Raw genomic sequence first — 24443 nt, 5'->3', positions numbered from 1 at the left:
TCAGTTGAAGCGAACCGTAACCGAACCGATACCGCCGATGCGCATGCGCATGTGGTCGCCGCCCTGCACCGGTACCAGCGCGCTCAAGGCACCGGACAAAATTACTTCGCCGGCTTTCAGGCCCATGCCAAGACGACCCAGCGTATTGGCCAGCCATGCCACTGCGGCTACCGGCGAACCGAGCGCGGCAGCGCCGGCACCGGTGCCGACGATCACGCCGTTTTTTTCGACCACCATGCCGCAATGGATGAAATCGACCTGGTCCGGCGCAATGGCGGTATGGCCAAGGACGAATGCTGCCGATGACGCGTTGTCGGCGACCGTATCCTGAATGCGAATCTTCCAGTCCTGGATGCGCGAATCGACGATTTCAAAACACGGCAGCACGCATTCGGTGGCGGCCAGTACATCGACATTGGTGATGCCGGGACCGGCCAGGTCGCGTTTCAGCACAAAGGCGATTTCTCCTTCGGCGCGCGGGGCGATCATGCGCGAGGCGGCAACGGTGTCGCCGCTGTCGAAGGCCATCGAAGAGGTCAGATGCCCGAAGTCGGGCTGATCGACGCCGAGCATGGTTTGCACGGCGGCTGAAGTGAGGCCGATTTTCTTGCCGACGATGCGTTCACCGGCTGCCAGATGGCGGTCGATCATGCGCAGTTGAATCTGGTAGGCATCGGCAATCGACAGTTCCGGAAAACGGCTACTGAGCGGCGCCACCGGACTGCAATTGATGAGTGCCTGATACAGCTCGTCGCCGAGCGTTGCGGCCATAGTTGAAGAGTTCATGAATGGAGTTCCAAAATACCTGCAAAGAAATTGCGCGCCGCAGCGCACGGGTAACGGCGGGTGCTCAAGTGTTGCCCGGCGCGGGATCGCTCTTGAGCCGGTCGCCGACGGCGAACCGCGCTGCCGGCACTTCGTTGACCATGACCCGGATGGTGTCGAGCGGGGCATCCAGCGTATCGGCAACGGTACGCGCCACCTCGCGGATGCAACGCTCGACTTTGGCGTTGTCTCGGCCTGCTACCAGCGTGATATGAATGATCGGCATATGCACTCCTTTCAGAAAAATTGAGAATGGCTATCCAGGCCGCGATTGCACCGGAAGCACGTCATTCCAGTTCGACACCCTTGGTTTCCGGCAAGAAGAAAAACACCAGCAGCGCCGCCAGCAGGAAAAAGCCGGAGGTCATGGCAAGCGCACTGCCGACACCATAATTACCCGACAGGAAACCCACCATTGCCGGTGCCAGCGCACTGGCTGCGCGGCCTGTGTTATAGATGAAGCCTTGTGCCGTGGCGCGGATCGCGGTCGGGAACAATTCGGCGAAGGTGGGGGCGAAGCCGCTGTAGAAGCCGGTGCCGAAATAGGCCACGATGGGGCCGAGAATCAACAGCATCTCAGGCGATTTCACTTTGGTATACAGCGGCACCAACAGGGCAGCGCCGACGAAGAAGAACATGAAGGCTTTCTTGCGGCCGATCTTGTCGGCGATATAGCCGAAGGTAATGAAACCGATGGCAGCGCCGACTTGCATGATCACCACCCAGGTGGTCGATTGCATCAGGTTGAAACCGGCGCCGCCTTCGCTGACCGGCGTGCTCAGATAGCTCGGAATCCAGGTGAACAAGCCCCAGTAGCCGCACATTGCTGCCGCCGTGAAGGACAGGCCGATGATGGTGTGCTTGCGATAAGAACCGAACAATTCACCGATGGTTTCAGAAAACGTCAGACGTTTCTTCTGGTTCAGCCAGATTTCCGGTTCCGCCACGTGGCGCCGCACCCACAAGCCGAACAGTGCCGGCAGCAAACCGACTGCGAACACCCAACGCCAGCCGAGGGTCGGCAATACGATGGCGGCGACGATAGCGGCCAGTGCATAACCGGAAGCAAATGCGCTCTGTACCCACGCCATGACCTTGCCGCGATGTTGCGCCGGCCAGGTTTCGGTAATCAATGCAGCGCCGGCCGACCATTCGCCGCCGACGCCGAGTCCGACCAATACCCGGAACGCGATCAGTTGTGCCAGCGAGTCTGAAAAACCGCACAAGGCGGTGCCGACCGAATAACAAAGAATACTGAGCACCATCGATTTGGCGCGGCCGATGCGGTCGGCCAGGAAACCGAAGATCAGGCCGCCGAAGGCGGTGGCAATCAAGGTCGCCGAGGCTACCATGCCGGACATGCCCTTGCTGAAGCCGAGGTCCTTGCCGACATACACGATGATCATGGCAAACAACATCAGATCCATGATGTCGAGCATCCATCCAATGTAAGAAGACCAAAAGGAACGCCACTGATTCTTCGATGCGCCCCGGTACCAAGGGGCCGGCTTTAGCTGCTGCGCAAGCGGTGCTGGGTGATTCATGATGTTGTCTCTCTCCATACGTTTCTTCCCGTGAGGCCGGGATCGGGTACGACTTACCTCGTTAATTTTGTATCGATAATCAATATATCTGTATCGACCACGGAATATTAAGCCACTGATTAACAAATCTCAAGCTTTTTGTATCGATTAAAGATATTTATGTATCGATCATCGATACATGTTTACAATGAGCCGCTGTGGCGAGGAGCCGGTCCGATTTATTCGGGGACCCGATCAGCGCACCTGCCGCCGGCGCGATTACGACAGTCGCGATTTCATTTTTCAGATCGCTATACAAGGAGTCAGGTTATGAGCAGTTATCTTTTGCGTCTTTATCAAGACAGTTTGCCGGCCAACAATGCGCCGATCTATCTGAATGCGGTACCGCGCTCGATCTATGTGGTCGAAGGCGACGTCAGTATCGACATGCCCGTCGCTGCGCAACATCATGCCCAAGGTTCGGCGTGGGTCGGACAAGAACCGCTGGTGCTGAGCGCGGGGCAGCATGGCGCCCGTCTGTGGCGCTGGGAATTGCTGGCCGCAAACGACAAGAGCGACGGCGCCTTGCGGGTTGCACCGGGTACCGAATCCACTTGCAAACTGGCAGCGGAAATCGAACTTGAAGAGGGGTTTGCGTGGTTGATGCGTATCGACCGCGTCGGCTTTCCGCAGGGCGGCGTCGCCTTGACGCATGTGCACCAGGGCCCCGGCATCCGTTGCTGCCTGAATGGCGAAATCACGATCGAAGCCGAAGGGCAGAAGAATACCTATCAGCCCGGTCAGGCCTGGCTGGAGCGTGGCCGTTTTCCGGTTTATGCGCCCACCACCGACGCCAGCGAAACGGAATTCATCCGCTGTCTGATCCTGCCGCGCGCCAGCAAGGGCAGCAGTTCAATTCGCTACGTGCTGCCGGAAGATGCCGGCAAGCCCAAGCGTCAGCGTTATCACGTGTTTGGCGAACGATTTATCGAATTGCCCTGAGGCAGCAGCGGGTTAGTGCCAGGCAGCGTCAAATGCATCGCGGCCGTCGCGGATCTCAATTCCACGACGGCCGCGTCGCATGGGCAGGTCGCGGTGCTAAAATCCACGCTGCAAACAACCTGTCCCCGCGCCCTGTTTTTGCCTTGCAACAGCAGCCAGCCGCGCAGGACAGCAGCGTCGGGCAGACGGCACATCGTGCAGATAAGCGCCATTACCTCACTTAACGCTACCAATAGGTCGTATCTTGAACCAAGAAACAGAAACCGCAGACAATGACGCCGATGCCGGATTGCCGACTGCCGTCATCTCGCTGCGCATCATGGAAATGCTGGCGGCCACGGACGAAGAGTTCGGCATCACCAATCTCGCACAAGCGCTCGGCATGCCCAAAGCGCGCGTGCACCGGCATCTGTCATCCTTGAAAAGTCATGGTTACGTGACACAGAATCCGGCCACCAACCGTTACAGCATCGGCTGGCGTTTGTATCTGCTGGGACAAAATCTGGTGAAACGGTTTCCGGTGGTGTCGTTGTCGCGGAAAATCCGCGAAGAATTGCGCGACAAGGTCGGGTTGACGGTTGTCATCACGACCCATGCCAACGATCACGTGATCGTGCTGGATTTCCTGCTCGGTAACAGCCCGCTGGAAATCATGCTGCGCGCCGGTTCGCGTTTCAATCTCAATGCCGCCGCGCAGGGCAAGGTGGTGCTGGCGTTCGGGTCGCCGGTGTTGCTGGAGCAGACGCTGAACGGCAATCTGAAACCGGACACCAGTCACACGATTACCGATCCGGCACGTTTGCAAACCGAAATAGAAAAAGTAAGAAAACAGGGATGGGCTGACGCTCCCGAAGAATTGTTTTTGGGCGTGAACGCGATTGCCGCCCCCATCTTCCTCGAAGACGGCAGTCTGTTCGGTGCACTCGCGGTGGTCGGATCGATTCATTATCTGCCGGCACAACCCGCCACGGAAACAATCGACGCGCTGTTGCTTGCGGCTGCCAATATTTCCGCGTTGCTGGGATATGGCACGGTGCCGCAGCCAAGCTGATACCGAATGACGTGCGGCGAGGGCTGACATCGCCAATCATCCATCAGGACCAACTCATGTCGTTACCGCTCAACTCCACCGCCATCGTCTGCGACGGCAAGCTTGTACAGGACGCTGTCACCCGCCCGGTACCCTGGTGGAGTTTCGGCAAGACCGTGCTGGCTGCTGCGGCAATGGTACTGGTGCGTGACGGCAAACTGGCGCTGGATATTCCGCTCGCGAACCAGCCTTACACGCTGCGGCAATTGCTGCAACATACAGCCGGCGTGCCGAATTATTCCGATCTCGACATTTACACCAAAGAGGTGGAGTGCGGTGCGCAGCCGTGGCCGATGGCTGACATGCTTGATCGAGTGCAAAGCGGGCAACTGCTGTTCCAGCCGGGGCAGGGATGGCGCTACTCAAACACGGGTTACCTGCTGGTGCGTCAGTTGATCGAGACCGCGCTCGGTACCGACCTTCAGCACGCGCTGCAACAACTGGTTTTCTCTCCGCTCGCGATTGCTGGCGTCACGGTCGCTGCGGCGCCTGCCGATTTGCTGACCACCGCGTGGGGCAATCCCGGTGGCTATCATCCGGACTGGGTCTATCACGGTTTGCTGGTCGGGTCGCCGGCATCGGCGGCCTTGCTACTGGACCGGTTACTGACAGGGCAGTTGTTGCCGGCCTCGCTGCTGGCAGAAATGATGGCGCGGGTCACACTGGGAAATGAATTGCCGGGCCGGCCGTGGTTCAATTTCGGCTATGGCTTGGGATGCATGATGGCACAGGCGGGGCCGGCAGGAAAATCATGCGGACATACCGGCGCCGGACCGGGCAGTGTCGCTGCGGTATACCACTTTCCGGATCACCGGCGCACGGTGGCGGCGTTCGCGCCAGCGGCAGATCAGTCCGTGGTTGAATGGGCCGTGGTTGAAGCGGCTGCCGGGTGAGGCTATTTGCGTTCGCGCAGCGGATCGAGCAAATGACGCAAGGCGTTGTGATCGAGTTCATACATGAGCGCCAGCAGCGCGCCCAGTTCGCCTTGCGGAAAACCGGCGCGCGCAAACCAGCCCAGATAGTGGCCGGGCAAATCGGCCAGCAGCCGGCCCTTGTATTTGCCATAGGGCATTTCGCGCGTCAACAGCAGTTGCAGATGTTCAGGAGTCATGCGAGCTTGGGCGGCGGAAATCAGACAATGGCGACATTGTAAGCGTTTGCCGGTAGCGACGGACTGTGCCCGGCCACGGTTCAGATGCTGTCGGCGATGGCGTTGATATCCGAAAATCTGGCGACCCGGTTGCGGCCGCGCGCCTTCGCGGTATACAGGGCAAGGTCGGCATCCTTGATCAATTGTGCCGGAACGTCTTCGGGCAAGACGGGAATGATGGACGCTACGCCGATACTGACGGTCACGATGCCGAACGGGCTGCCCTCATGGCGGATGGCCTGGGCATGGATTGCTTCGCGCAGGTTTTCCGCGAAGGCGGTCGCGGCATCCATTCCGGTTTGCGGCAACACCACCACCAATTCTTCGCCGCCATAACGGGCCGCCAGATCACCCGAACGATGAGTGGCCTGCAACAGCAGGACGCTGATGCGACGCAGACATTCATCACCGCCGACATGTCCATAGATATCGTTGAATTGCTTGAACCAGTCGACATCAATCATGATCAGCGCCAGCGGCGTCGCGTTGCGCAACGCGCGCCCGAATTCTTCTTTGAAGGCGAGATCGAAATGACGGCGATTGGCGAGCCCGGTCAGACCGTCTTCGAGCGCCATGTTATGCAGATGCTGATTCAGGTTGTGCAGCGAATCGCGCACCACCAGTAACTGGGCTTCCGCCTCCAGACGCAGCTTGACTTGTCTCAGCAGCCAGTTGCCGAGCAGCGCCAGCGGTATCAGCATGAAGATGATGCCCACGGTGTGTATCAGGGTGTCGTCGACCCAGCCTTCCAATGCTTCTTCCTTGGACAGCGCTACCGCAACAAACAGCGGATAGTGGGTGAGATGGCGATAGGCGTTGATGCGGTCTTTGCCATCGACAGTCGATGGCGCGGTATGCACACCGCTGTGATTGCGGGTCACATAGTCACGGAAGATCGGAACCTGCCTCAGGTCGGCACCGACATATTTGTCGAAGAATGGCCGTCTTACCAGCAGCGTGCCTTGATTCAGACCCAGAATGATCAGCCCGTTTTTGCCGATATCGAAGGTGCTGTAAAAATCCTTGAAATACTCGATATCAATGCCGGCCAGTACCACGCCGCTGAAACTGCCGTCGGCGCGGTTGATGCGCCGGCTTACCGTCAGCCGCCAGTTACCGGTCGAATTCTTGACCAGCGGACCGATGTGCGCGTTGCGTTCGTCGCTTTGACGATGGAACTGGAAATAGCTGCGATCGGCAACGTTTCTCGAAAATGGTTTGTTGTTGGAATCGGCCACCAGATCGCCGCGCTCATCGAAGATGTAAATCCCGCTGAGTTGCGGTAACTCTTCAACCCGTTTGCTGAGCATGTTGTGCAGGCGCGCTTTGGCGCGGTCGCCGGTGCCATCGTATTCGACCCGTTCCACCAGTCCGCTCAATATCAGATCGGCCGCCCGGATGGTATCGTCGGCATGTTGCGCCAGCGCCAGCGCCATGTTGGTGATATTGATTTCGGTATCGCGTAGTTGCTCGGTGCGTGCTTTCCAGGCTTGCCAGACATCGACGAAGGTCAGCGACAGACAGACCAGCAGAAAAAACACCCAGGCCGCAACGACGATATGCGTGCGGCGATCAGTGGGAAATGTCACTGCCTCTTTTATGCGCTGTAAGGCATTCATGGGTAGCGAGGTCTGTGGGTGCCGAGATACGAAGGGATATCTGACCAATGACACTTTGGTGGCAAAGTGTCATTTAAGCAATCCTACTCGCAATGGTGTAAAAATGTGAACATTTGCAGGCTTCGGGCGCAAATAACATTCCATCAGGAAATGTTTTGTGCTGGTCGCGGCGCCGGTGACGCTTGCCAGCAACACTCTATAATCAGATTTTCAACCCTGCTCTGGAGTCACCGCTCGTGCCTGTCAATGCCGATCCCCGTCCTGCACCGCCGCCGCAACCGGCATTGGAAGATTGCTGTCAAAGCGGATGCAACCCATGCATTTTTGATATCTATCAGGATGCATTGGAGCGGTATCAGACGGCGCTGGCGCAGTGGGAGCAACGGCAATTGAAAAGCAAACCGGCCAAACGGCGCTGACTGCCGGGCGGGTCATGGCGGGGTCATAATCCTGCGGTAGGGTGGCATCTGGATGTTGCCGTCCTGGCTATGCCGGGAATGACCTCGATGGAGAGAAGATGAACGAAGAAGAATTGGTACGCCGGATTCAGCGCGAACTGGCTGACAGCTACGACGAAGAACTGGAACTGGAAATCGAAGATCGCGATTACGGTGCCAACGCCGCCAGCACCGACAAGGAAGAGCGCCAGTTGTATTTCCGTGAATTGTTCCGCTTGCAAGCCGAGCTGGTCAAATTGCAGGATTGGGTGGTCAGCACCGGTCACAAGGTGGTGATTCTGTTTGAGGGGCGCGATGCTGCCGGCAAGGGTGGTGTCATCAAGCGCATCACGCAACGCTTGAATCCGCGTGTGTGCCGGGTGGCGGCATTGCCGGCGCCGAACGACCGCGAGCGTACCCAGTGGTATTTTCAGCGTTATGTGTCACACCTGCCGGCGGCCGGTGAAATCGTCCTGTTTGATCGCAGCTGGTATAACCGCGCCGGCGTCGAACGCGTCATGGGTTTTTGCAGTGACGATCAGTACGAAGAATTCTTCCGTTCCGCACCCGAGTTCGAACGCATGCTGGTACGTTCAGGCATTCAATTGATCAAGTACTGGTTTTCGATCACCGACGACGAACAGCATCTGCGCTTCCTGAGCCGGATTCACGATCCGCTCAAGCAATGGAAATTAAGCCCGATGGATCTGGAGTCGCGCCGGCGCTGGGAAGAATACACGCGCGCCAAGGAAGTCATGCTGGAACGCACGCACATTGCGGAAGCGCCGTGGTGGGTGGTGCAGGCGGTGGACAAGAAAAAGGCGCGTCTCAATTGCATTCATCACTTGCTGAGCCAGATGCCTTATGGCGAAGTCGAACATCCGCCAATTTCATTGCCGGAGCGGGTACGTCATGACGATTATGTACGGCGTGAAGTATCGGAGGAAATTCTGGTGCCGGAGATTTACTGATCCGCCATCGGCGGATCGGGGCGCGCTTGCCGGCACATCAGTGCCGGCAATGCGTGATCAGAAGTGACGTTTCAGGACTTCCGAAAATGCCGCTTCGGCAGACATGCCGCCGCGCATCAGCGTGGTGATTTCGTTGGAGTGTTCACCGATTTCGGCCGGCAGCATCGAACGGTTGTTCTTGAAGTACTCGTACTTTTCGGTATCGACCAGATCCTTGGCCTTGGTCGCTGCACTCGGACCACGGCTGCCAACGCCGGTAGCGCGCACTGCGCGCACGGTGCCGGTGCTTTTCGGGGCGCCGCCGGCCATCGCCAGTCTGATCTGATCCATGGTCATGACGCCGGTAGCATTGCTGCCGGTAAATTCTTCGCCTTCCGGGCGATACAGATGGTGGTTGCCGTCAAAGGCCATTTTCTTGCCATCGGCATTGATCACCTGATACAGCGGTTTTTGTCCTGGCCCGTTCAGTGCAAACTGCACGCGATCGCCATAGGCATCCATCTGTCCGATGACGCCGCTCAAATAGTCTGCTTTCAGGGTTTCCAGCCTGCCGTTCCAACGTTTGTTTCTAGTCGTGTTCAAAATTTGTGCTTCCAGTAATGATGGCGGGAGTCGGTCATACAGCGCGCGCGGCGCGGTCGCGACATTCGCCGATTAAATCAGCTGCCGGGGAGTATTGCGTGACCCGGAGTCAGCCCGACCTCGCATTATCCCCCGGAAGAACCCCGAAAGCGGATTTGCGGCAAAAAAAAATGGCAGCGGCGGTGCTTGTTTTTGCCGGAAGGAAACTCCGCGACTGCCGGCGGCGATATGCAAGGCCGGCCAGCGCAGTTTTAAAACGTGCGGTTTAGCCGGTAAAGCGGGGAGTTGGCGTAAGTTGTTGTATTACTTTGCGTGGCAGGTGCAATTGCCCCAACGGTAAAGATGGAGTTTGTGCAACAGGCTCCTGACCGAGCTGGGGCCGCCATCGAGCAGGATTTCCGGCGCGGTCAGTCCGAACACGCCAAGACTGATTGACGGTTCCAGCGCCAACACGGCGTGCCAGGTGCGTTTGGGAATGAACAGCGCATCCCCGGTCTCGACCCGGGCGTACAGGCCGCGGGTTTTCTCGAATGCTGCCAACTGCTGTGGTTGTTCCGGCAGCCGCGAAATATTGATGTCGCTCAGTGTGGCGCCCCAATCGTATTTTTCGCTGATGCACATGTTCGGCGTCTGTTCGGGGGGAAACAGGATGAATTCCTTGCTGCCCTGAATCTGACAAAACCAGTTGTGCGGGAAGTCGTAGTGCAGGCCGGTGACGGTATTGGCCGGTCCGACAAAAACATATTCCCAGGTCCAGCGCCGGACCGGCCATAAGTCGCGCCTTGTTCCACCAGGCCGTTTTGAAACTGGATGACAGGTTGCGTACCGTCCTAGTACCGCAGCGCGGCCATTTGTTCGAACGACCAGTTGTGGCGCGCCGGCCAGCGGTTGAGTGCACCTTTTACCAGCAAGGGCCGGGTGCGGGCGCCGAAGCCGCCGATCGTGTGCCGTTGTCCGGCGTCGACTTCTTCAACAAATTGGAATACAGGTCCGGTAACGGTGGTCATGGCAGGCAGGAAGAGGGGTAAGCAGCCCGCATGGTAGCGCAGGACAAGATTGCCGGCTGGCAGCATCGCGCTTGCCGGTTTGCCATTGAAAAAAGCAAATCCGCACTTACATGCGATGGCAGCAGGCGCCACATTGATCAGCGTGACTTTCAGACGCCTGCGCCGATGTCTTTTCCGGCGTCGTTCCAACGCTGCACTTTTTGCAGGAATTCCATGCCCTCACGTCTCTCCATTTTCATTGTGCTGTCGCTGCTGGCAGCGCTGCACGCATTCATCGGCTGGCGCATTTTGCCGGCGCTCGATATCGGCCATTTCCAATGGCTCGGTGCCTTGCTGTTGCTGGCTTCGCTAGTCTTGATTCCCGGTGGTCTGGCGGCTACCGGCATTCGCCGGCAGCCGTTGTCGGACCGGCTGGCCTGGGCCGGCATGCTGGCCATGGGCTGGTTTTCGTCGCTGTTGCTGTTGACCCTGTTGCGCGAAGTGCTGGTGCCGGTATTGGCATTGACCGGCGTACCGGCGACCACGCTGGCGCTGCCCACCGCGTGGCTGGTGGTGGCCGGCTCGGCAGTCTTGACGCTGATCGGATTTTTCAATGCCCGGCGGCTGGCGGCGGTGGTGGAAGTCGAGATTCCGATTGCCGGTTTGCCGGTTTCGCTGCACGGTTTCAGCATCGTGCAAATCAGTGACATCCACGTCGGCCCGACCATCAAACGCCGCTATCTGCAAGCAATCGTTGACCGGGTCAATGGCCTCACGCCTGACGTCGTTGCGGTCACCGGCGATCTGGTCGATGGCAGCGTGCAGCAACTGGCCAATCACACCGCACCGCTGGCGCAATTGCAATCGCGCCATGGCGCCTATTTCGTGACCGGCAACCATGAGTACTATTCCAATGCGCCGGCCTGGATCAACGAAGTGCGCCGGCTCGGATTGACGGTGCTGATGAATGAACATGTGGTGCTGGATCATGATGGCGGCGCATTGATGCTGGCCGGCGTCACCGATTACGGTGCCCACCATTTTGATGAAAGTCATCGCAGCGATCCGCATGCGGCCATCGCCGATGCGCGGGTGGCGACAGCGGTCAAAGTGTTGCTGGCACATCAGCCGCGTTCGGCCGCCGCTGCTGCCGACGCCGGTTTCGATTTGCAATTGTCGGGACACACGCACGGCGGTCAATTCTTCCCGTGGAATTTTTTCGTGCCGCTGCAACAACCCTATGTCGCCGGTCTCAACCGCTTGCGTAATCTGTGGATCTATACCAGCCGTGGCACCGGTTATTGGGGGCCGCCAAAACGGTTGCTGGCGCCGTCCGAAATTACCCGCTTGCGGCTGGTGCCGGCGTAACTGTCAGCCATTGCGGCTGGCGCGTCGCAGCGCCTGCGGCGGCTGACCGAACATGCGCAGAAACGCCCGCCGCATGCGTTCGGGATCGGCAAAGCCGACCATGCGCGCAATGCCTTCCAGTGATTCGTCACCGTTTTCCACGCGCACGCGTGCCGCTTCCGCCCGTAATCGTTCGATTGCCTTGGCCGGGGTTTGTCCGGTCTCGGCGCTGAAGGCGCGGTCAAACTGACGCCGGCTGAGGCAGGCAATTTCTGCCAGCCGTTCTGCCGACAATGCTTCATGCAGATGTTCGCGTGCATAGCGCAAGGCCTGGCGGATGCGACCGGACGGTGGTTCCATTTCCAGCAGACTGGAAAATTGAGATTGGCCACCGGGGCGGCGGTAATAGACGACCATTTCGCGCGCCACCGCATGCGCCAGTTCCTGTCCCAAATCCTGTTCGATCAGCGCCAGCGCCAGGTCAATGCCGGCCGAGATGCCGGCCGAGGTCCACAGCGCGCCATCCTGAATGAAAATCTTGTCGCTATCCACCAGCACCTGCGGATGCAGTCGTTGCAGCAATGCCGCCATGCGCCAGTGGGTAGTGGCGCGGCGGCCATCAAGCAAACCGGCAGCGGCCAGCACGAACGCGCCGGTGCACACGCTCGCAGTACGCCGGGCGCGCGCGGCGGCATGCCGGGTGTACGCCACCAGCGCCGCCGATAAATTGCCTGCGCGCGGACCGCTGCCGCCCGCCACGATCAAGGTATCAAGCACCGTCCGATCCAGCGCATGCGTCAGTATTTCGGTGCCGGAGGCACTGCGCAACACGCCGCCATGTTCCGACATTACTTGCAATTGATACGGCCGGCTGCTGCCTGGCGAAAGCCGGTTGGCGACTTCGAACACGGTCAGTGCGCCGCTGAAATCGAGCAGGCTGCAATCTGGAAAGATCAAAAACGCGATTTTTTGCATGATGTCTAAAAAGAAGGGAATGATGTCTTTTTAGTCGGATGCTGACATGCCAGACTGCACTTGTCAATTTACCGCCGAGGGTCTTATGCATACCGTTGTGAACAGTTCCGATCCGATCTTGCCAAGTCTTGCCGCGCCTGCTCATCGCTGGAAAGTATTGGCGACCGGTTTCATCGCCAATGCCAGTTTTGCCGTAGCGTTCGCCGGGATTCCGATGACCGGCATTCTGATGCGCACCGATTACCGGCTGGATAACGGCGATCTGGGCATGGTGCTGGGTTTGCTGGGACTCGGCGCGGCGCTCAGCGAATTGCCATGGGGCTGGCTGACGGATCGCTGGGGCGACCGCCGCGTGTTGTTGTGCGGCTTGAGTGCGACTGCGCTGAGTTTGCTGTTGATGGCATGGCTCGCGGTGCCGCATGCCGGCCATCTGCCGCATCCGTGGTGGTTGTGGGCCGGCATGCTGGCAGTTGGCCTGTTCGGCGGCAGTGTCAACGGCGCCAGCGGACGTGCTGTCATGGCATGGTTTGGTCCGGGCGAGCGCGGCCTGGCAATGAGCATTCGCCAGACCGCCGTGCCGGCCGGTGGTGCCCTCGGCGCCCTGGCATTACCGGCGCTGGCTGCGGGTCCCGGCTTTGCATGGGTGTACGGATTGCTGGCCTTGTTCTGCGCTGGCAGTGCTTTGCTCACCTGGTGCTGGTTGTATGAACCGGCATCAACATGGTCGGCCGGCAACGGTCAGCAGGCGGCAGGCGGGGCGATGCCGTTGCGTGCCTGGTCGGTATGGCGCGTGGCGCTGGCGATTGGCATTTTGTGTCTGCCGCAATTTGCGGTGCTGACGTTTGCCAGCATCTTTTTGCATGATGTCGGCGCGGTCGGTCTGATTGCGATCAGTGTCAGTATGGCGCTGGTGCAAATCGGCGCCGCAGTGACTCGCATCTGGAGCGGTCGCTGGACTGACCGTCATGGCAATCGTCGCCATTATCTGCGGCTGTGCAGCATGCTCAGCGTGGTGATGTTTGTCGTGCTGGCGTTGCTCACTGCGGTGGTCACACTGTTGGCGCCGGATCTGTCATTCATGCGTTCGCTGCTGTTGATGCTGGTAGTGGCCGCAGGCATCGTCGTCTCAGCCTGGCACGGTGTCGCCTATGCCGAGCTGGCAACCATGGCCGGCCCGCGCCACGTCGGTACGGTGCTCGGTCTGGGCAACACGTGCGTGTTCGTGATTTTCTTTTTGACGGCGCAAATGATCCCGTTTCTGGCGCGTCAATCGTGGAGTCTGGTATGGCTGGCCGCTGCCGTGGCAGCGCTGCTGGCATGGGGCTTGTTTCTCAAACCGGCAGCCGCGCACAACTGAGACAGTGCGAAATGAGGACGGCATGGCGGGTACAAGAAAAAGCAGAAATTCCCGCTTTTTGGCGATCTTAGACGACCGGTCTAATTTGCGGGTAGAATGCCCGACATGCGAGAAAACTATAGCGAAGTGAAGCTTCACATCATGCTGGCCGGGCGCGGCATCATTGCGCGCAAAGGCTTTGTCGGCGTCGGCCTGAGCGAGATACTGAGTGCCGCCGATATCCCCAAGGGTTCGTTCTATCACTACTTCGGTTCCAAGGAACAATACGGCCGCGAGTTGATCGAGCATTACGCCGCCGGTTATCTTGACATGCTGGAGCAAGTGCTGGGCAGCGGCGAGCAATCGGCGCGCGAACGGTTATTGTCCTACTGGGGCCACTGGATCGAAACCCAATGCTGCGAAGCGGCGGAACATAAATGCCTGGTGGTCAAACTGAGTGCCGAAGTGGCGGATCTGTCGGACGACATGCGCATTGCCTTGCATCAGGGTACCGAGCGCATCATTGCCCGCATCGCCGCCTGTATTGATGAAGGCCGGCAGGAAGCCTCGCTGCATACCGTACTTGAACCATTGCCGACGGCGCAGATGCTGTATCAATTGTGGCTGGGCGCGAGCCTGCTGAGCAAACTCAGCCGCGACCGGCTGCCGCTGGAAAATGCCATGGAAGTCACCCGCCGGGTATTGGTGGGGCCCTGAAGGCGGGCGCATTCAGTTGCGCCGCCTGACCATCAATGCCATCACCGTCATTACAAGGAAAAGCTATGTCCCAATCTGTCACGCAATCCTCCACGCAGTCGTCCACAATCAACCGCCGCATCGTGCTGGCTTCGCGTCCGTCGGCTGCGCCGACCACCGAAAATTTCCGTCTGGAACAGGCACCGGTGCCCGCACCCGGTGCCGGCCAGATCTTGCTGCGCGCCACCTATTTGTCACTTGATCCCTACATGCGCGGTCGCATGAGCGACGCGCCGTCGTATGCGCCATCGGTCGAAATCGGCGGCGTCATGACCGGCGGCACCGTGTCGCGGGTGGTGGCATCGCAGCATCCCGATTACCGCGAGGGCGATCTGGTGATGGCCTACACCGGCTGGCAGGATTACGCACTGAGCGATGGCACCGGCGTCACCAAACTGCCGCCCGCTATGGCCAGGCCGTCGTATGCGCTGGGTATTCTCGGCATGCCGGGCTTTACTGCCTACGCCGGTCTGCTCGACATCGGTCAGCCGCAAGCGGGCGAGACCGTGGTGGTGGCCGCAGCCACCGGTGCCGTCGGTTCGGTGGTGGGACAAATTGCCAAGCTGAAAGGCTGTCGCGTAGTCGGTATCGCCGGCGGTGAAAAGAAATGCCGGCATGCCATCGAGCGGCTCGGTTTCGATGCCTGCATCGACCATCATGCACAAGACTTTGCCCAACAATTGGCGGCGGCCTGTCCGCGCGGTATCGACGTGTATTTCGAAAATGTCGGCGGCCGGGTCTTCGATGCCGTCTTGCCCTTGCTCAATGTATTGGCGCGCATGCCGGTATGCGGTTTGATTGCGCAGTACAGCGGCGCTGTTGCCAGCGATGGTCCTGACCGTTCGCCGCAACTGATGCGAACCCTGCTGACCCGGCGTATCCGCATGCAGGGTTTCATCATTTTCGATTATTACCAAAAGCAGGAATTTCTGGCGGCATTTATCAAGGACATGAGTGCGTGGCTGGCTGCCGGCAAGATTTTCTATCAGGAAGATATTGTCGACGGTCTGGAAAATGCGCCGACAGCCTTCATCGGATTGCTGCAAGGAAAAAATTTCGGCAAGCTGATTGTGCGGGTGGCAGAAAGCTGAGCCCACTGGCGCCAGCGTGCAGGTCAAGGTGACGACCCTGCATGGGCAGGACCACCGTAATCAACTCAACCCACCCAGGCCGGCAGGTGTACATTGGCATCGCCGCCCGGGCATTGCATATCAGGACCAGGCATGATTCCGTTTTCCGTTCTCGATCTTTCCCCGATCAATCAAGGCAGCGATGCTGCGCAGGCGTTCCAGAACAGCAAGGAGCTGGCGCAGCATGCCGAGCGTCTCGGTTACCAGCGCTACTGGCTGGCAGAGCATCACAACATGCCGGGTATCGCCAGTGCTGCCACCTCGGTGGTGATCGGTCATATTGCGGCGCACACTTCAACCATCCGGGTCGGCGCCGGCGGCATCATGTTGCCGAATCATTCACCGCTGGTGATTGCCGAACAGTTCGGTACGCTGGAATCCTTGTTTCCGGGACGTATTGATCTCGGTCTGGGTCGTGCGCCGGGATCCGACCAGCGTACTGCGCGCGCGCTGCGCCGCAATATGGGCGACAGCGCCGACAGCTTTCCGCAGGACGTGGTGGAGTTGCTGGATTATTTCAAGGAAGCCATTCCCTATCAGGCCGTGCGGGCGGTGCCGGGTGCCGGACTGAAAGTGCCGGTGTGGCTGCTCGGTTCCAGTTTGTATAGCGCGCAAATGGCCGCCGAACTGGGTTTGCCGTTTGCCTTTGCCTCGCATTTTGCACCCGGCTTCATGCAGTCGGCGATCGAGATTTACCGCACCCGCTTCAAGCCATCGGAAACGCTGGCGCGTCCGCATGTCATGCTGGGCCTCAATGTATTCGCGGCTGACAGCGACGACGAAGCCCGCCGTTTGTTTACTTCCCTGCAGCAACAATTCGTCAATCTGGTGCGCGGCGTACCGGGACAATTGGCACCGCCGCTGGATCACATCGATGATTTCTGGCGTCCGGATGAAAAGGCGCATATCGAAAGGTCATTGTCGTGCTCGGTAGTCGGCTCTCCCGATACCGTGGCGCGCGGCTTGCAGGTGTTCATCGATGACACCGGCGCCGATGAACTAATGATTACGGCGCAGATGTATGACCATGCAGCACGCCTGCGCTCGTTCGGCATCGTGTCCGAGGTGCGGGCCTCGCTGCGCAACAACGTCAAGCTCTGAGGCTGCGGCCAGCGGTTTTCCGCCATGGAAATCCGCGCTTGACAAGGTGTCGTCGTCTTCCTGACAACGGCACCGGCAAATCAGCGACAAATTGCTGAAAAAAAGGCAATGCGCTGACGGTATCTGGCAAGATACGTTCTGTGACCTGTCGCCACGCAGGTTGGACAGGAGTTGCCGGAGCCATATTGAAAATCAAGAAAACCTCAACCCCGCTGAGCCTGTCGTCATGGGTGACAATCGCGATCGTGGTCACGGTTCTGGTCACCACTATTGCGATGCTGGTGCTGGTGAGCCAATACTCCCGGGATTACGCGCGCGGCGAAGCCGAGGCGCGTCTTGGTCAGCTGGCCTGGCAGGTGCAAGATACGATTGACCGCAGCATGACGGAGCGTTTCATCGACTTGCGCATGCTGGCCGAGCGGGTGCCGGTGCGCAGCGGCAGCGGTGCTGCGCGTGCGCGTACCGTATTCGAGGATTTGCAGCGCAAGGTCGGCAGCTACAGCGCCATCGTATTGGCCGGGCCGGATGGTCGCATCATCGCTGCCGCCGGCGGCAAGGACGAAGGACAAAACGTCAGCGGGCAACTCTGGTTTCGCCAGGGGCAGCAACATGAATACCTCAGTGACAGCCATGCCGGGCAGTTGCCACCGGCGTCAGCGGCTGACGGCGCCGCCGCTGTTTCATCCGCGCGTTATATCGATATAGCCTTGCCGGTAAGAGATGAGGCCGGCGCCTATTACGGGGTATTGGCCGCCCGTCTTGAATGGGGCTGGGTCCGCACTCTGGTGGAGACCCTGGCGGATGCTCTCAGTGGCCGTTACCGGGTGGAAATCCTGATTGTCCGCAATGACGGCCTGATCCTGCAAGGTCCGCCGGGCGTCGAACAGACCCGTATCAACAGTACTGCTTTTGACGCCTCGTTGCGGCTGGCGGCCGGCGCTGTCAGTGAACAGGATGCCAATGGCGAGCGCTTTCTCACCGGCTTTGCGCATACCGGGCAAAACCTTGATATCCCGGAATTGAAATGGACCGTGCTGGTGCGCCAGTCAGAGGCGGAAGCGATGGCCGGATTCAATGCCTTGCAACGCCAGATCGTGCTGGTAGGCAGTGCGCTGGGTCTGCTGTTGATGATCCTCGGTTTGTATCTGACGCGGCGTCTGGTGGCGCCGATGAATGCCCTGAGTGCGGCGCTGGAGCAACGCGCCGCCGGCATCGAATCCGGCAGCCTGCCGCTGGTGCGTACCTATCGCGAAATAGCCTTGTTGTCGTCGACGCTGACCAATATGGTGGCGCGCGAAGAAATCTATCTGAAGCAAGTCAAGTCGCTCAATGAAAATCTGGAGCAGCGGGTACAGGACCGCACCCGTCGGTTGCATGAATCGGCGATTACCTTGCAACAGGTATTGGATCGTCAGCGCGAAGACCGGATCCGGCTGGAAGAAAGCGAAAACGAATTGCGCGCCATTTTGCAAAACGCGCACGATGCCTTTATCGCCATCGATGAAAACGACATCATCCTGGAGTGGAATCGCGCCGCTGAACAATTGCTCGGCTGGACGCGCGCCGAGGCGCTGGGGCAGGCGATGGATCAACTGATCATTCCGCTCGATCTGCGGGAATCGCACCGGCGCGGCATGGAATTTTTTCTCCGGCACGGTACCGGTCCGGTGATCAATAACCGCATCGAAATCAATGCGCTGCGCAACGATGGCAGAGAATTGCCGGTGGAAATGACGGTCGGTCACATACAGCGCCGCGCCGGTCATCTGTTCATCGCTTTCCTGCACGATATCTCCGAACGGCAGGCCATGCGGGATTCACTCGAAGCCATGGCGCTGACCGATATGCTGACCGGCTTGCCGAACCGCCGCGCGTTTTCCCAGAAACTGCCGGAAGCGATGGCGCGCGCGTTGCGTGGCGATCATCTGATGGCCTTGCTGTTCATGGATATCGACGGCTTCAAATGCGTCAACGATCAATACGGCCATGAAGCCGGCGACGAATTGTTGCGCATCTTTGCGCAGCGCCTGTTGCATGCGGTGCGCGAAGTCGATACGGTGGCGCGGCTGGCCGGTGACGAATTTACCGTGATACTGGAAACGATACATGCGCCGGCGGACGCGGTCGCGGTCGCCGAGAAAATTCTCGATGTGATGCGCGAACCGTTCGTGCTCAGCGCCGCCACCGTCATGGTCACCAGCAGTATCGGCATCAGTCTGTACGGGCCGCAGTTGCAGCAGGAACCCGAGATCTTGCTCGATCGCGCCGATCAAGCCATGTACGCCGCCAAGAAGGCCGGCAAGAATGGCGTGAAATTGTACGTCTGACCCTTCTTTTTGCCAGGTGTCATCAACTGTCTGATTCCGCCGTCCCCTGAAAAAGAAAGTGCCGTCGCAAACGATACTATCGACGGCATTCCTTGCTGCCATTGCGGTTCCCCGCCTCGATGCAGTTTCTTCCCGCAGCGCTGTTTACACAAAATTTATACCCCCACACCGTAGTTTTATCCGGTTTTGATACCCCCGGCGCTATCGTTCCGCCATAGCCGCTTGGCTTAATCAAGGGAGTAGAACATGGAATTCGAATATATCGGCCTGCTGCTGTTATGCGGCGCCGCCATGTGGGCGTTCATCGTCGCCTGCGACAAACTGGGAGTCCAGCAATGACTACCATGCAAATCATCGGCCTGGCGGTATCGCTCGGCCTGCTTGTATATCTGGTGTATGCCCTGATCAAACCGGAGGCATTCTGATGACTGAATCCGTCACTCAACTGGCGATCTATCTGGTCGTCCTGCTGACTTTGTCGGTGCCGCTGGGCTGGTATATCGCCCGCGTCATGGAAGGCAAGTCAGTGATCAATCGCATTTTCGCGCGGCCGGAAAATTTCCTGTACCGCTTGTGCGGCATCAAGGCCGAGGCTGAAATGGGATGGAAGCAGTATGCGCTGGCATTGCTGCTGTTCAATTTCGTTGGCCTGTTGTTTGTCTATGCGCTGCAACGCCTGCAATTCTGGTTGCCGTTCAATCCGCAAGGCATGCTCAATGTCGGTATCGATTCGTCGTTCAATACCGCCATCAGCTTTGTCACCAATACCAACTGGCAGGGTTACGGCGGTGAGAGCACCATGGGTTATCTGACCCAGATGCTGGCGCTGGCAGTGCAAAACTTCGTCTCGGCAGCGACCGGGATTGCAGTGGCGTTTGCCTTGATTCGCGGTTTCTTCCGCCACGGCATGAGCAGCATCGGCAATTTCTGGGTCGACATGACCCGCGCGTGCTTGTACGTGTTGTTGCCGCTGTCGCTGATCGTGGCGGTGGCGCTGGTGAGTCAGGGCGTGATCCAGAACTTCAAGCCATATCAGGAAGCCAGCACGCTGGAAACTACCGTCTACACCCAGCCCAAGCTGGATCAGGCCGGTCAGCCATTGAAAGATGCCAAGGGCCAGCCGGTACTGGAAACACTGAGCACCACCAAGCAAACCTTGCCGATGGGACCGGTCGCCTCGCAAGAAGCGATCAAGATGATCGGCACCAATGGCGGTGGCTTCTTCAATGCCAATTCGGCCCATCCTTACGAAAATCCGACACCACTGTCGAACTTCCTGGAAATGCTGGCGATCCTGATCATCCCGGCGGCACTCTGTACCAGCTTCGGCGTATTGGTCGGGGACCGGCGTCAGGGACTGGTGATTCTGTCAGCGATGACGCTGTTGTTCATCGTCATGACGCTGACGCTGATGTACTTCGAACAGCAGCCCAATCCGACCCTGGCGGCAGCGCACGCGGCCCAGAGCAGCGGCATGATGGAGGGCAAGGAAACCCGCTTCGGCGTGATTGCCTCCAGTCTGTTTGCGGCAATTACGACCGCAGCTTCATGCGGTGCCGTCAATGCCATGCACGACTCCTTGTCGCCGATTGGCGGCCTGATCCCGATGCTGCAAATGCAGTTGGGTGAAGTGGTCTATGGCGGCGTCGGTGCCGGCTTGTATGGCATGTTGATCTTTGCGGTGCTGGCGGTATTTATTGCCGGTCTGATGATCGGCCGTACACCGGAATATCTGGGCAAGAAAATCGGCGTGTTCGACATGAAGATGATGTCCATCGCGATTCTGATGACGCCGGCGCTGGTGCTGATCTTTACGGCGCTGTCAGTGCTGGTCGAGGGCGGGCTGGCGGGGATTGCCAATCCCGGCGCGCACGGCTTCTCGGAAATTCTGTACGCCTACAGTTCTGCCGCCAACAACAACGGCAGCGCCTTTGCCGGCTTGTCCGCGAATACCCCCTGGTACAACATCACCACTGGCATCGCCATGTGGCTGGGACGCTTCGGCATCATCGTGCCGGTATTGGCGATGGCGGGATCGCTGGCGGCCAAAAAACGTCTGACGGCGACTTCCGGCACCCTGCCCACCCATGGCCCCTTGTTTGTGGCGATGCTGATCGGCGCGGTGATTCTGGTAGGTGCGTTGACTTATGTTCCGGCGCTGGCGCTGGGACCGGTGATCGAGCATTTGCAAATGCTGGCTACTCACTGATTACCTGATACGGAGAAAATAATGGGCAACTCTGCCACCCAATGGATGTTCGATCCGGTGATCGTCAAACCGGCCCTGATCGAATCGTTCAAAAAATTGTCACCCCGCGCCCAATGGCGCAATCCGGTGATGTTCGTGGTCTATCTCGGCAGTATCCTGACCACCGCCTTGTTTGTGCAGGCGCTCGGCGGCGATGGCGAAGCACCGGCCGGTTTCATTCTGGCGGTTGCGGTCTGGCTGTGGTTCACGGTGTTGTTCGCCAACTTCGCCGAAGCATTGGCCGAGGGCCGCAGCAAGGCCCAGGCTGCCTCGCTGCGCAGCGCCAAGAAGAATGTGCTGGCCAAGAAACTGGCAAGCGCCGACCGCACCAGCGAATGCATGATGGTGGAAGGCAACAGCCTGCGCAAAGGCGATTACCTGCTGATCGAATCCGGTGATGTGGTGCCGGCCGATGGCGAAGTGGTGGAAGGCGTGGCGACCGTCGATGAAAGTGCCATCACCGGCGAATCGGCACCGGTGATCCGCGAATCCGGCGGCGACTTTTCCGCCGTCACCGGCGGCACCCGTGTGCTGTCGGACTGGATCGTGGTACGGGTCACGGTCAATCCGGGCGAAGCATTTCTGGATCGCATGATCGCCATGGTGGAAGGTGCCAAGCGGCAAAAGACACCGAATGAAATTGCCCTGACCTTGTTGCTGGTGGCGCTGACATTGGTGTTTCTGCTGGTGACGGTAACGCTGCTGCCATTTTCGGTATTCAGCGTCAACGTCGCCCATGCCGGGGCACCGGTGACGGTGACCGCGCTGGTGGCGTTGCTGGTGTGTCTGATTCCGACCACGATTGGCGGTTTGCTGTCCGCCATCGGCGTCGCCGGCATGAGCCGCATGATGCAAGCCAATGTGATTGCCACCTCCGGCCGTGCGGTGGAAGCTGCCGGCGACGTCGACGTCTTGTTGCTGGACAAGACCGGCACCATCACGCTCGGTAACCGTCAGGCCTCGACCTTTTTGCCGGCCCCCGGCATCACCGAACAAGAGTTGGCCGATGTTGCGCAACTGGCTTCGCTGGCGGATGAAACGCCGGAAGGCCGCAGTATCGTGGTGCTGGCCAAGAACCGTTTCAATCTGCGTGAACGTGAAATGGCCAGCCTTGGTGCCGTATTCATTCCCTTCAGTGCGCAGACACGTCTGAGCGGTGTCGATATCGGCAGCCGCAAGATTCGCAAGGGCGCGGCCGATGCGATTCGCAAGCTGGCGCAACAACTGGGCCAGAACTTGCCGAATGAAGTCACGACTGCGGTGGAAACCGTGGCGCGTCGCGGCAGCACGCCGCTGGTAGTAGCCGAATTGCAGCACGACACGATTCGGATCCTGGGTGTGATCGAACTCAAGGACATCGTCAAGGGTGGCATCAAGGAGCGCTTTTCCGAACTGCGCCGCATGGGGATCAAGACCATCATGATTACCGGCGACAATCGTCTGACGGCAGCGGCCATTGCGGCTGAAGCCGGGGTCGATGATTTTCTGGCCGAAGCCACACCGGAAAACAAGTTGTCGCTGATTCGCCAGTATCAGGCCGAAGGCAAGCTGGTGGCGATGACCGGTGACGGTACCAATGATGCGCCGGCGCTGGCGCAAGCCGACGTCGCGGTGGCCATGAATACCGGCACTCAGGCGGCCAAGGAAGCCGGCAACATGGTTGATCTGGATTCCAATCCGACCAAGCTGATCGAGATCGTGGAAATCGGCAAGCAGATGCTGATGACACGCGGCAGCCTGACCACCTTCAGTATCGCCAATGACGTCGCCAAATACTTCGCGATCATTCCGGCCATTTTCGCCACCACCTATCCGCAACTCGGCGCGCTGGACGTGATGCAACTGCACAGCCCGTCGTCAGCCATCATGTCGGCCGTGATCTTCAATGCGCTGGTGATTGTGGTGCTGATTCCGCTGGCCTTGCGTGGTGTCCGCTATCGCGCTTTGGGGGCAGCCGTGCTGTTGCGCAGGAATTTGCTGGTGTACGGCCTTGGTGGCCTGATCGTGCCATTCGTCGGCATCAAGCTGATCGACGTGTTGCTGGCCGCGGCCGGTCTGGTGTAACAGGAGCGCGGCAGCAGTTGCCGCGTTCGCCGCCGGTTGTGTGCCGGCGGCATTTTGTAAATCCGTTTTGGAGATTGTCATGAAAACATTGCTGCGACCCGCAGTATCGCTGTTCATCCTGTTGTCGCTGATTTTGGGCGGACTGTATCCGGCGCTGGTGACCGGACTGGGACAAACCTTTTTTCCACAACAAGCCAACGGCAGTCTGGTTGAGCGCAAAGGCGTGGTGGTCGGTTCATCACTGATCGGGCAGAACTTCACCGGCGCCAATTATTTCTGGGGCCGGATTTCGGCATCCGGTACGTTTCCCTACAACGGCATGGCGTCCGGCGGCAGCAACTTCGGTCCGCTGAACCCGGCGCTGGCTGATGCCGCCAAGGCCCGGGCAGAAGAATTGCGCGCCGGCCAGGCGGGTGGCAAGGGCGAAATTCCGCTTGATTTGCTGACTGCCTCCGGCAGCGGCCTTGACCCGCATATCAGTCCGGCCGGTGCCGAGTATCAGGTCGAGCGCGTGGCGCAGGCACGCGGCATGACGGTGGAGCAGGTACGGGCGATCGTGTTGAGCCAGACCGAGGCACCGCAATGGGGCTTGTTCGGGGAACCACGGGTGAATGTGCTGGGGGTTAATCTGGCGTTGGATGGTGTGGCTAAGTAAGATGATTGATGGGGACGTGCTGCTTTTCTTTCCTCGGTGAAGCAAGCGGGGGGGGGGGAGGCGCAGCCACTCACTTTCTTTGCTTCGTCAAAGAAAGTAAGCAAAGAAAGACGACCGCAAAGCCGCTGCCCTTCGGGTTCCCGTTGGTGCCAGGCGGCAATCGGGAAGCTCGCTGCGCTCAGACAAGTTTCGCTTCTTTATCCGATTGCCACCTGCCCCCACCGGCAGCGTCTCAATGCGGAAGCGTAGAAACGGCTCGCCTTCGGCTTTGCCCGACCGAAGAGAAAAAAATCAAGACAAGGAAAATCCATCACTGACA

Annotated in this window: 24 protein-coding genes; 15 read left to right on the top strand and 9 right to left on the bottom strand. The window is 59.1% G+C overall.

What is annotated here, in order from left to right; genetic code table 11:
* From dmpE to AKL27_RS03440, 3 genes are all read right to left on the bottom strand, one after another.
* Positions 1 to 786 carry a 2-oxopent-4-enoate hydratase gene (dmpE, locus tag AKL27_RS03450; protein ID WP_232310889.1) on the bottom strand — a complete coding sequence of 262 codons (786 nt, stop codon included), beginning with the start codon at positions 784 to 786 and terminating at the stop codon, positions 1 to 3.
* 64 nt (positions 787 to 850) lie between these two features.
* Positions 851 to 1051 carry a tautomerase family protein gene (locus AKL27_RS03445; RefSeq protein WP_050461364.1) on the bottom strand — a complete coding sequence of 67 codons (201 nt, stop codon included), beginning with the start codon at positions 1049 to 1051 and terminating at the stop codon, positions 851 to 853.
* Positions 1052 to 1112: 61 nt separating this feature from the next.
* Complete coding sequence (locus AKL27_RS03440; RefSeq protein WP_232310888.1) at positions 1113 to 2252, bottom strand: MFS transporter; 1140 nt, start codon at positions 2250 to 2252, stop codon at positions 1113 to 1115.
* Positions 2253 to 2678: 426 nt separating this feature from the next.
* On the opposite strand from AKL27_RS03440, the gene AKL27_RS03435 reads away from it, so the two are divergent.
* The 3 genes from AKL27_RS03435 (at position 2679) to AKL27_RS03425 (ending at position 5333) form a co-directional block, all read left to right on the top strand.
* On the top strand, positions 2679 to 3350 hold the full coding sequence (locus AKL27_RS03435; RefSeq protein ID WP_050461362.1) for a hypothetical protein: 672 nt from the start codon (positions 2679 to 2681) through the stop codon (positions 3348 to 3350).
* 244 nt (positions 3351 to 3594) lie between these two features.
* A complete protein-coding gene (locus AKL27_RS03430; protein WP_050461361.1) occupies positions 3595 to 4401 on the top strand; it encodes an IclR family transcriptional regulator in 807 nt (268 codons plus the stop codon).
* A gap of 56 nt (positions 4402 to 4457) precedes the next feature.
* Complete coding sequence (locus tag AKL27_RS03425; RefSeq protein WP_050461360.1) at positions 4458 to 5333, top strand: serine hydrolase domain-containing protein; 876 nt, start codon at positions 4458 to 4460, stop codon at positions 5331 to 5333.
* Positions 5334 to 5335: 2 nt separating this feature from the next.
* Here AKL27_RS03425 and AKL27_RS03420 read toward each other — a convergent pair whose 3' ends face one another.
* Together AKL27_RS03420 and AKL27_RS03415 are read right to left on the bottom strand one after the other, a co-directional pair.
* Complete coding sequence (locus AKL27_RS03420; RefSeq protein ID WP_050461359.1) at positions 5336 to 5551, bottom strand: DUF3820 family protein; 216 nt, start codon at positions 5549 to 5551, stop codon at positions 5336 to 5338.
* Between the two features lie 80 nt (positions 5552 to 5631).
* Positions 5632 to 7179, bottom strand: coding sequence for a sensor domain-containing diguanylate cyclase (locus AKL27_RS03415; RefSeq protein WP_232310887.1), 1548 nt, complete (start codon positions 7177 to 7179; stop codon positions 5632 to 5634).
* 266 nt (positions 7180 to 7445) lie between these two features.
* Here AKL27_RS03415 and AKL27_RS03410 point away from each other — a divergent pair, with 266 nt between their 5' ends.
* Positions 7446 to 7628: an oxidoreductase-like domain-containing protein gene (locus AKL27_RS03410; protein ID WP_050461357.1), complete on the top strand. Its 183-nt coding sequence runs from the start codon at positions 7446 to 7448 to the stop codon at positions 7626 to 7628.
* 98 nt (positions 7629 to 7726) lie between these two features.
* Positions 7727 to 8617, top strand: coding sequence for a polyphosphate kinase 2 (ppk2, locus tag AKL27_RS03405; protein ID WP_050461356.1), 891 nt, complete (start codon positions 7727 to 7729; stop codon positions 8615 to 8617).
* A gap of 57 nt (positions 8618 to 8674) precedes the next feature.
* Here the strand turns inward: ppk2 and AKL27_RS03400 are convergent, their stop codons facing one another.
* From AKL27_RS03400 to AKL27_RS28090, 3 genes are all read right to left on the bottom strand, one after another.
* Complete coding sequence (locus AKL27_RS03400; RefSeq protein ID WP_332308324.1) at positions 8675 to 9139, bottom strand: hypothetical protein; 465 nt, start codon at positions 9137 to 9139, stop codon at positions 8675 to 8677.
* A gap of 363 nt (positions 9140 to 9502) precedes the next feature.
* Positions 9503 to 9907 (bottom strand): cupin-like domain-containing protein, encoded by a 405-nt coding sequence (locus tag AKL27_RS27015; protein ID WP_232310891.1) that lies wholly within the window; start codon positions 9905 to 9907, stop codon positions 9503 to 9505.
* 122 nt (positions 9908 to 10029) lie between these two features.
* Positions 10030 to 10395, bottom strand: a complete 366-nt coding sequence (locus AKL27_RS28090) for a hypothetical protein (protein ID WP_050461353.1) — start codon at positions 10393 to 10395, stop codon at positions 10030 to 10032.
* 24 nt (positions 10396 to 10419) lie between these two features.
* On the opposite strand from AKL27_RS28090, the gene AKL27_RS03385 reads away from it, so the two are divergent.
* Positions 10420 to 11553 carry a metallophosphoesterase gene (locus AKL27_RS03385; RefSeq protein ID WP_050461352.1) on the top strand — a complete coding sequence of 378 codons (1134 nt, stop codon included), beginning with the start codon at positions 10420 to 10422 and terminating at the stop codon, positions 11551 to 11553.
* Positions 11554 to 11556: 3 nt separating this feature from the next.
* On the opposite strand, the gene AKL27_RS03380 is transcribed toward AKL27_RS03385, so the two are convergent.
* Positions 11557 to 12507 (bottom strand): GlxA family transcriptional regulator, encoded by a 951-nt coding sequence (locus AKL27_RS03380; RefSeq protein ID WP_050461351.1) that lies wholly within the window; start codon positions 12505 to 12507, stop codon positions 11557 to 11559.
* Positions 12508 to 12592: 85 nt separating this feature from the next.
* Between AKL27_RS03380 and AKL27_RS03375 the strand changes: the two genes are divergently transcribed.
* The 9 genes from AKL27_RS03375 (at position 12593) to kdpC (ending at position 24124) form a co-directional block, all read left to right on the top strand.
* Entirely contained in the window at positions 12593 to 13864 is a 1272-nt protein-coding gene (locus AKL27_RS03375; RefSeq protein WP_050461350.1) for an MFS transporter, read from the top strand.
* A 105-nt stretch (positions 13865 to 13969) separates the two neighbouring features.
* The gene (locus AKL27_RS03370) at positions 13970 to 14560 is read left to right on the top strand and encodes a TetR/AcrR family transcriptional regulator (protein ID WP_050461472.1); all 591 of its coding nucleotides are present in this window, start codon (positions 13970 to 13972) and stop codon (positions 14558 to 14560) included.
* 65 nt (positions 14561 to 14625) lie between these two features.
* Positions 14626 to 15690, top strand: coding sequence for an NADP-dependent oxidoreductase (locus tag AKL27_RS03365; protein WP_050461349.1), 1065 nt, complete (start codon positions 14626 to 14628; stop codon positions 15688 to 15690).
* Between the two features lie 132 nt (positions 15691 to 15822).
* Positions 15823 to 16830 (top strand): LLM class flavin-dependent oxidoreductase, encoded by a 1008-nt coding sequence (locus AKL27_RS03360; RefSeq protein ID WP_050461348.1) that lies wholly within the window; start codon positions 15823 to 15825, stop codon positions 16828 to 16830.
* A gap of 185 nt (positions 16831 to 17015) precedes the next feature.
* Positions 17016 to 19157, top strand: a complete 2142-nt coding sequence (locus AKL27_RS03355; RefSeq protein ID WP_232310886.1) for a diguanylate cyclase domain-containing protein — start codon at positions 17016 to 17018, stop codon at positions 19155 to 19157.
* Between the two features lie 335 nt (positions 19158 to 19492).
* Entirely contained in the window at positions 19493 to 19582 is a 90-nt protein-coding gene (kdpF, locus tag AKL27_RS03350; RefSeq protein ID WP_050461347.1) for a K(+)-transporting ATPase subunit F, read from the top strand.
* Complete coding sequence (gene kdpA / locus AKL27_RS03345; RefSeq protein ID WP_050461346.1) at positions 19582 to 21366, top strand: potassium-transporting ATPase subunit KdpA; 1785 nt, start codon at positions 19582 to 19584, stop codon at positions 21364 to 21366. The genes kdpF and kdpA overlap by 1 nt, the downstream gene beginning before the upstream one ends.
* Positions 21367 to 21387: 21 nt before the next feature.
* Entirely contained in the window at positions 21388 to 23469 is a 2082-nt protein-coding gene (gene kdpB, locus AKL27_RS03340) for a potassium-transporting ATPase subunit KdpB (protein ID WP_050461345.1), read from the top strand.
* Between the two features lie 79 nt (positions 23470 to 23548).
* Positions 23549 to 24124, top strand: coding sequence for a potassium-transporting ATPase subunit KdpC (gene kdpC / locus AKL27_RS03335; RefSeq protein WP_050461344.1), 576 nt, complete (start codon positions 23549 to 23551; stop codon positions 24122 to 24124).
* The last annotated feature ends 319 nt before the right edge of the window (positions 24125 to 24443 follow it).

This window comes from Herbaspirillum autotrophicum (assembly GCF_001189915.1).
GTDB classification, from domain to species: domain Bacteria; phylum Pseudomonadota; class Gammaproteobacteria; order Burkholderiales; family Burkholderiaceae_D; genus Herbaspirillum; species Herbaspirillum autotrophicum.
The sequence above is the reverse complement of the archived record's forward strand: the minus strand, read 5'-3'. Positions and strand labels throughout refer to the sequence as shown.